Source organism: Francisella sp. 19X1-34 (genome assembly GCF_041102755.1).
GTDB lineage: Bacteria > Pseudomonadota > Gammaproteobacteria > Francisellales > Francisellaceae > Francisella.
Genome location: NZ_JBGCTX010000032.1, coordinates 19096 through 27368, shown reverse-complemented (window position 1 = coordinate 27368; position 8273 = coordinate 19096). Strand labels below are relative to the sequence as shown.

The window sequence follows — 8273 nt, the reverse complement described above, 5'->3', positions numbered from 1 at the left end:
ACTGCCTTTCAACTTTTAAATAACAACGGTTTAGCTATTTTCAATCTAATTTATATTTTTTGTGCACAGAACCTAATAAATTTAAAACTTTTATATTTAATATCTATATTAAACTTAGATCTAAAATATCATTACTGATTAAAAAAATTTTGTTTTTTATAGTATCTAACAATTGCTGAGATAGTTTTATAAACTCCTCTTGTGTGTATTTTAGTTTGGTATATATTTCAGCTGAATTTTTAATTCCCTTTTCTTCGATTAATTTTTTCATATTTGGATAAGTCATATAACGATTCCATGCCTCTTGATTACGATCACAATATATTTCATTGATATCATCATCTGTATAATTATGATAAGTATCATAGTGAACAATTCCACTTGTCGCTAAACGTGACACTTTTTTTGGATTTTCATTAGGATAACCAAGAGTAAAAGATGTTATAGGGACTACGTTTTCAGGTAAGTTTAAAATCTCAATTATTTTTTGAGAACTCCAAAGTGTTGTTCCCATATAACAAACTCCTAACCCTTCACTTTCAGCCGCAATAACTATATTTTGAGCTACTATAGATGCATTTACTGTCCCATCTATAAAACTAATTAAATTATCAAAATTTTGAGGAGCTTTTTCTAAATCTAACCAATGCCTCATTCTATTAAAATCAACACAAAATGTAACAACAGCAGGTGCTTGTTTAACCATTTCTTGATTATAGTGGGCTTCATATAACTTATTTTTAATAGCTGTTTTACTGGTGACTATAATAGAAACAATTTGCATATTTCCACTTGATGATGCTCTCATACCTGCTTCTAAAATTCTATTTAATATTTTTTCTGGAATAGGGTCTTTTTTATACTCTCTAATTGAACGATGATTAGTTAGTATTTGATACGTATCCATCTTTTACTTTTATAGTAATTTCAGTAATAATGTTGATGCTAGCATATATAACTTATAAAAATCGATATTTTTATCAGCAATACTTATAAAGGATTTTATATAATCTAAACTTTCCATAGAATAGCTTTATTTTAGATATATAGATATCATAAATCTATTTAAATACCTATATATTAGGGATATATATTACCAACAAAAATAGAAATAAAGCTTAAAATAACTATAGATTTTAATAGTTTCTGATTACTTCAAAAACTTCATCTAATTTCTTTTGATCTTTTTGACCAGGTTGAGATTCAACTCCAGAATTAATATCATAAGCTGAACACTTTAATTCTATAGCTTTAGCTATATTTTTAGAGTTTAAACCACCTGCTAATATTATATTATTTTTATTATCTATAAGATCCCAGTCAAATGTTTTACCTGTACCACCAGACTGTCCGTTTATTTGAGCATCTAATAGATGGTAATCAACATTATTTAAAAAATTAGGAATAGTTTTATCTACACCATAAGCTTTCCATATTTGACAGTTCCTATGTAACTTAGCTTTCAAAGCATCTACATATTCTTGATCCTCACTTCCATGTAGCTGAACGGCATTTAGTTTTAGACTATAAGAAGCATTTACAACATCATCTATGCTAGAGTTAGCAAAAACACCTACATAATTTAATTTAACTTTTTTTGTTATAGATTTTGCCATGTCAAAATCTATATAGCGAGGTGATTTTTTGACAAATATAAAACCTCCATAGACAGCACCTGCTTTATAGGCTTTTTGAGCATTTTCTATTGAAGTAAGTCCACATACTTTATTAAAACCATATATTATTTTTCTAACTGCAAGTTCTAAATTACGCTCTCCCATAATAGAGCTTCCTATAAGAAACCCATTTACAAATTTTCTAAGATCTCTTACTTCTTGGTTTTTATAAATCCCTGATTCAGATATAACAATAGTTCCTTTTGGCACTTTAGGAGCTAAAACACGTGTAGTATTTAGATCTACAGATAAATCCCTAAGGTTACGATTATTTATACCTATCACTTTTGCTTTGAGGTTTATAGCTCTTTGAAGCTCTTCTTCATTACTAGCTTCTGTAAGTATGCCCATACCAAGACGATTAGCAACCTTAGCTAATTTTTTATATTGATTATCATCTAAAACAGAAAGCATAAGTAAGATAGCATCTGCTTTGTAATGTCTTGCTAAATATATTTGATATTCATCAATAATAAAGTCTTTACAAAGAATAGGTTGTGAAACTTGATTTCTTATAATTTCAAGGTTTGCAAAACTACCCATAAAAAACTCTTCATCAGTTAGTACTGATATAGCATTTGCATAGTTTTTATATACTGAAGCTATTTCATTTAGATCAAATTTTTTACGAATAAGTCCTTTAGAAGGAGAGCCTTTTTTACACTCTAGAATAAACACTGCTTTTTGTGAAGTTAAAGCTTCATAAAAGTTTCTATCTGTTTTAGTAACTTCATCTTTAAAAACATCTAAAGGGAAGAGTCTTTTTTTAGCAAAAAGCCATTTTCTTTTTGCTTCAACAATTTTTGCTAATATAGTTTCCATATTATTAATCTTTTCATCTTTTTTAAGTAATATTTTAAACGAAAATATATAAAAGTTTAATTTTTATATTTATAAACTTTACTTATATTTTACTAGATATACTCTACATTTATTTCAACAAAATCTTCGATAGGATTATATCTATCAAAGTCTGCTTTATAAGCTCTTTTTTTAGAATTATCAGCCCATATTTCTTGCCATTTATCTATAGCAGTATCTGGAAGATCTCCTTCCACTCTAAAAATATCATGATTTAACTCAATATTAGTTGAATTTAAGCCTGTTGGTACATCAAATTTATCATCTACCTCATAACCTATTAACAAAGTATATGGCGCTGTGTGATCGCCTTCATATGCATAATAAACAGATATTATATCTTGTGATAGATTTTGACCATTAAGGTATTCCAAAACTTCGCTATTAAAAAATAGCTCCCATGCTTGTTCAAGCAAATCATCTCTATCATTTGAAACTTTTGTTGCTACACCTACTACTTTCATATTTTCCTACAATTTTCTATATTTTTTTAAACCAACCAACCTTTAGACTCCGCTATATTAATTTGTTGCTCTACATAATCCCAAAGCTTAGGAGCTATTGTTTTTAATTCTTTATTTATATTTAACACTTTCTCTTTATATGTTGGACCATTTACAACCCATCCACCTCCATTACTAGCCATATTTCTATATACAGGGATAGATTTATCAATAGCTTTAGCATACTTAGCATCTGCTGATGAGCTTTTTTCAAATTCTAGCCAAAGTTTTTTTAATTCTTTGGCATCATACTCTGGCATTAATGAAAATATTTTATCTAAGGCTAATAACTCTTTCTTATGCTGCAATTCCAATATTGCTTCATCATCAAATGCATAAGTATCTCCTGCATATATTTCAACTATATCATGTATCAATAACATAGTTAAAACTCGCTCCATATTTATATATTCTTCTGCAAAATCTTTAAAAGTTATAGCCATCAGAGCAGCATGCCAACTGTGTTCTGCTGTGTTTTCTCTACGATTATTATCTGAGTTAACCAAACATCTACGGTATATACTTTTTAGTTTATCGACTTCAACTATAAACCTTACTCGTTGCTCTAAGTCAGTCATATCATTTAATCTATCTAGTCAAACATTCTGCATAATTAGATGGTATATTAAAAGGTACTACATTACTATATTTCCAATCTATATTTTTCCAGACTTTATTTACAGTTTGGTCACGTTTACAACCTGTACGATAATAGCAATATCTTTTAGGATTTTTATGATGATAGTTCTGATGATAACTTTCAGCTTCATAAAATTTTGTCGATGGCAAAATTTGTGTATATACTTTTTTATTATTTTTATTAAATATCTGTTTTAACTCTTTTGTAACAGCTTCTGCAGTATGTTTTTGACTATCATTCATGTAGTAAATTGCAGATTGATATTGCTTACCTTTATCACAAAATTGTCCTTTTGAATCAGCAGGGTTTATTCTACGATAAAAATATTCCACAAGATCCTTATAGCTAATTTTCTTAGGATTATATATAACCTCTACTGATTCTTTATAATTCGTAGTTCCTGAAGATACTTTTGTATATGTAGGATCTTTTTGAGAACCTCCATCATATCCAGAAACCACCTTTATAATACCATTATGGCTTAAATTAGTATTATTTTGCATATATTCAAAATCTGATTCTAAACACCAAAAACAACCTCCAGCAAAAACAGCTTTATCATATGAGATATTACTATTAGCTGAGAAACCTAAACTAAAAGATAATACAGACAAACTATAAATTATTTTTTTCATTACTTTTTTCCAAAACTTACAACATCTTCTAATGTTTTAAAACATTTACCAGATTTAATCAACTCTAAAATATATTGTGTATTTTGTTTAAGATCATTTTTATCATAAAGTTTCATTAGTATAGCTACATTAACAGCAACTGCGGCATTATGAGCATCTTTGCCTTTACCTAAAAGTATTTGTTTTATTATTTTTTTATTATATTCAGGTAAGCCTCCTTCTATATCTTTTATACTAAAAGTATCTATACCAAAATCTTGTGGTGAAACTACATATTTTTTAATTTGATTATTTTCAACTTCTACAATATAAGTATCTCCATGTATTGCAACCTCATCTAAACCACTACCATAAACAACTATTGCTCTTTGTATTCCTAAATTAATTAAAGTTTTTGCCATTGGCAAAATTAAATCTTTAGTATATACACCTATAACAATCTTATTTGGTCTTGCAGGATTTATCAAAGGTCCAAGGATATTAAAAATAGTTCTAGTTTTTAAAATAGTTCTAGCTTGTTTAACATACTTAAATCCAGGATTATAAAAAGGAGCAAATAAAAATCCTAAGTTATTTTTATCTATACATTGCTTTGTCTTTTCTGGAGATAATTCTATATTTACACCAAAAGATTCTAAAAGATCAAAAGACCCTGACTTACTTGATGCACTTCTATTACCATGTTTAGCAACTTTATATCCTGCTGTAGCTGCTACTATAGCTGCTGTAGTAGAGATATTTATAGTATTATATCCATCTCCTCCTGTACCTACTATATCTACTATTTCTCCTTGATTTTTTGGAAAACCTTTTGAGTTGTCAATTAAAGCTTCTGCTGCTGCTGCTATTTCTAAAGAAGTTTCTTTCTTTAATTTAAGAGCTGTTAATATACTAGTCTGTAAAGGTAGTTCAATTTCACCTTTAATAAAAAAATCAAACAATTTATAACTATCTTGATAACTTAAATCTTCTAGATTATATAATTTATCGGCTATTTTTCTTAGCTTACTCATTGTTGTACCCATTCAATTACATTAGCTAAAAGCTTAGAACCATGTATTGTCATTATAGATTCAGGATGAAACTGTAAACCACAGATTTTATTTTTATCATCTACTACAGCCATAACTAAATCATTAACCTCTGCTATAGCTTCTAATCCTGTTGGTACTTTTATTGCCACTAATGAGTGGTATCTTGCAACAGTTAACGGAGAACTTAAACCATTAAATATAGTATGATTATTATGTTTTACTCTAGCTATCTTACCATGTACTATTTCATTAGCATGAGATACTATACCTCCATAAGCTTCGATTATAGCTTGATGGCCTAGACAAATACCTATAATAGGAACTTTACCTTTTATTAAAGAAATTAAATTAACGATACATCCTGCATTAGTAGGATTACCTGGACCTGGAGATATAACAACTATAGGATTTTCTACAGAGTTTATTTTATCAAGCAATACATCTATATATAAATTATTTCTATATACATCAACATTGTTTCCCAAAACTTTAAACTCATCAACTAAATTATAAGAAAAAGAATCAAAATTATCTATAAATATAATATTTGCCATTACTATACTCCATGTACATTTTTAATAGCTGATATCACAGCTTGTGCTTTAGTTCTAGTTTCATCAGCTTCTGCTATTGGTACAGAATCTAAAACCACACCTCCTCCAGCCTGAATTTCTGCAATAAAATCCTCTACATAAGCAGAGCGTATAACTATACAAGTATCTAAATCACCATAACCATTTAAATATCCTACAGCTCCTCCATAACTTCCTCTTGTCTGTTTTTCAACTTCAGAAATCAATTGCATAGCTTTTATTTTTGGAGCGCCTGTCAGTGTACCCATATTCATTGATGTTTGATAAGCATGAAGAGCATCTAAATCATCAGCAAGCTGCCCAACTACTCTTGATACTAAATGCATTACATGACTATATCTATCAACCTTTAAAAGATCTGCTAAATATCTAGTTCCTGTTTTTGATATTCTTGCAACATCATTTCTAGCTAGATCAACCAACATCATATGTTCAGCATTTTCTTTTATATCTAATCTAAGTTCTAATTCTATTCTACTATCTAAATCTGGATTAATACTTCCATCAGGATTTTTACCACGTCTACGCGTACCTGCTATAGGATAAATCTCAACTTGATTAGTATCTTTTTGATATTTTAAAGCACTTTCTGGCGATGCTCCAAAAAGCATAAAATCTTCATCTTGCATATAAAACATATAAGGACTTGGATTTGTACGTTTAAGTTCTTTATAAACTTCTAAAGAATTTTGACATGGCAAAAAGAAGCTTCTAGATGGTACAACTTGAAAAATATCACCATCTATAATATGAGATTTTAAGCGATCTACAATACTACAGAAATCTTTATCATTTATTGATTCTTTTACTTCTAAAGTATTAAATTTCTCAATTTTTACATCTATATCATTATTTATATTATCTTTAATAAATTTGATATTAGTATCTATTTCGTTAGTATTATTCTCATTAAAATTGTTAGTCTGTATAAAGGTTTCTTTTTGTTGATGATCACTAACCATAATTGTATCAGCTAAATAAAAGACAAAATCTGGACATTTATTTTTACGTTTTACATGACCTATTTCTTCAAAATTTCCAACTACATCATATGCAAAAAGTCCTGCTAGAAATATACTAAATTCATTAGATACTATAAAACTTTCTTTTATTAATCTCAAACAATCAAAGACAGATTCTTTTTTAAGATTTTCATGTTCAGTAAGATTACTATCTTTTTTAGTGTCAAAAGTTAAAATTAGTTCATTACCATTATGACTGACCTGTATAGTATTTTTTATTCTAGGTTTTATAGTCTCTAAAGCTGCCTCACCATTTTTATTCAAAGCTTTTATAAAAACCTTATTTCCTATACATGAAACTCTTAAAGCACTGTTTAATACTAAAATACTTTTAAGTTTATCTTTTGTATCTATCTCTGCTGACTCTAATAAGATAGTATTTTTTTTATCTGTACATAAATTAGCGAAACATCTATTTAGATCCTCTTGATAATCAATTTTATCAATATTTGATACTAAAAAGCCTCTTTTTTTTTCCTGTTTAGATATTTTTGTATCTGACATTGCTTATCCCACTAGTTTTTTGATTTTATTTTCCAAATATTTCTTTTATTTTTATAGAGCATTCTTTTAAAGCATTAGAACATCTTGTTACAGTACAAATACTTATTCTTAAATTTTTAGATATTTCTCTTTGAGATTTATCTTTTTTTATAAGTTCTTTTGTTAGTAATACCCTTTTGTTCAACTGCTCTTTTTCTTCTTTGGTTAATAAAAAATCACATATAGTTTCTATATCTTTAGTTTTTTTATTTTGAGCAAGAATTTCCATTAACTGCTTCCAGCCACTATCTGACGATGTCATAAAAATTAAAGTTCAATATTTTGTAATTATGTAATGGTACATAGATACAAATAAAATATCAAGAAGATTAACTCTTAAGTATAAATAATAAAGATTTTTTGTTTATTTAAGCTTCACTACGAGTAATTTAAATAGTTATGCATACCAAAGTATAAAATATTTTAAAAACTCTATATAAAGGCTCTATGATCAAATAATTTGTTGGTTTAATAAAAATATTTAGTAATGTAAGAAATATAATAAATTAAGGTCTAAATCGAATCAGAAGTAAAAAGGGGAAAACTGAGTTTTAAGAAATAGACCTTAATGAGAATATGGCGGAATGGACGGGACTCGAACCCGCGACCCCCTGCGTGACAGGCAGGTATTCTAACCAAACTGAACTACCACTCCGTATTTATGGTGCCGACTGCCGGAATCGAACTGGCGACCTACTGATTACAAGTCAGTTGCTCTACCTATTGAGCTAAGTCGGCGACTATGAGTTAGTATTATATATCCTTT

9 protein-coding genes and 2 tRNA genes are annotated in these 8273 nt (G+C 28.2%); all 11 read right to left on the bottom strand.

Translation table 11 applies throughout. From position 1 onward, the window contains the following. Positions 1-103: 103 nt before the first annotated feature. Positions 104-907, bottom strand: coding sequence for a nitroreductase family protein (locus tag AB8E56_RS06625; protein WP_329479331.1), 804 nt, complete (start codon positions 905-907; stop codon positions 104-106). Between the two features lie 229 nt (positions 908-1136). After that, positions 1137-2498, bottom strand: a complete 1362-nt coding sequence (gene trpCF, locus AB8E56_RS06620) for a bifunctional indole-3-glycerol-phosphate synthase TrpC/phosphoribosylanthranilate isomerase TrpF (protein WP_329479329.1) — start codon at positions 2496-2498, stop codon at positions 1137-1139. A 92-nt stretch (positions 2499-2590) separates the two neighbouring features. Continuing rightward, on the bottom strand, positions 2591-3001 hold the full coding sequence (locus tag AB8E56_RS06615; protein WP_329479327.1) for an effector binding domain-containing protein: 411 nt from the start codon (positions 2999-3001) through the stop codon (positions 2591-2593). Between the two features lie 26 nt (positions 3002-3027). Further along, the gene (locus AB8E56_RS06610) at positions 3028-3618 is read right to left on the bottom strand and encodes an HD domain-containing protein (protein WP_329479325.1); all 591 of its coding nucleotides are present in this window, start codon (positions 3616-3618) and stop codon (positions 3028-3030) included. Between the two features lie 10 nt (positions 3619-3628). Beyond that, entirely contained in the window at positions 3629-4315 is a 687-nt protein-coding gene (gene msrA / locus AB8E56_RS06605; protein ID WP_329479323.1) for a peptide-methionine (S)-S-oxide reductase MsrA, read from the bottom strand. Further along, positions 4315-5328 carry an anthranilate phosphoribosyltransferase gene (gene trpD, locus AB8E56_RS06600; protein WP_329479321.1) on the bottom strand — a complete coding sequence of 338 codons (1014 nt, stop codon included), beginning with the start codon at positions 5326-5328 and terminating at the stop codon, positions 4315-4317. Before trpD ends, msrA begins: the two co-directional genes overlap by 1 nt. Beyond that, complete coding sequence (locus tag AB8E56_RS06595) at positions 5325-5903, bottom strand: aminodeoxychorismate/anthranilate synthase component II (RefSeq protein WP_329479319.1); 579 nt, start codon at positions 5901-5903, stop codon at positions 5325-5327. The genes trpD and AB8E56_RS06595 overlap by 4 nt, the downstream gene beginning before the upstream one ends. 2 nt (positions 5904-5905) lie before the next feature. Further along, the gene (locus AB8E56_RS06590; protein ID WP_329479335.1) at positions 5906-7453 is read right to left on the bottom strand and encodes an anthranilate synthase component 1; all 1548 of its coding nucleotides are present in this window, start codon (positions 7451-7453) and stop codon (positions 5906-5908) included. Between the two features lie 40 nt (positions 7454-7493). After that, complete coding sequence (gene trpR, locus AB8E56_RS06585) at positions 7494-7769, bottom strand: trp operon repressor (protein ID WP_329479317.1); 276 nt, start codon at positions 7767-7769, stop codon at positions 7494-7496. 315 nt (positions 7770-8084) lie between these two features. After that, positions 8085-8162 (bottom strand) — tRNA-Asp (locus tag AB8E56_RS06580). 7 nt (positions 8163-8169) lie between these two features. Further along, a tRNA-Thr gene (locus AB8E56_RS06575) sits at positions 8170-8245 on the bottom strand. Positions 8246-8273: the final 28 nt, after the last annotated feature.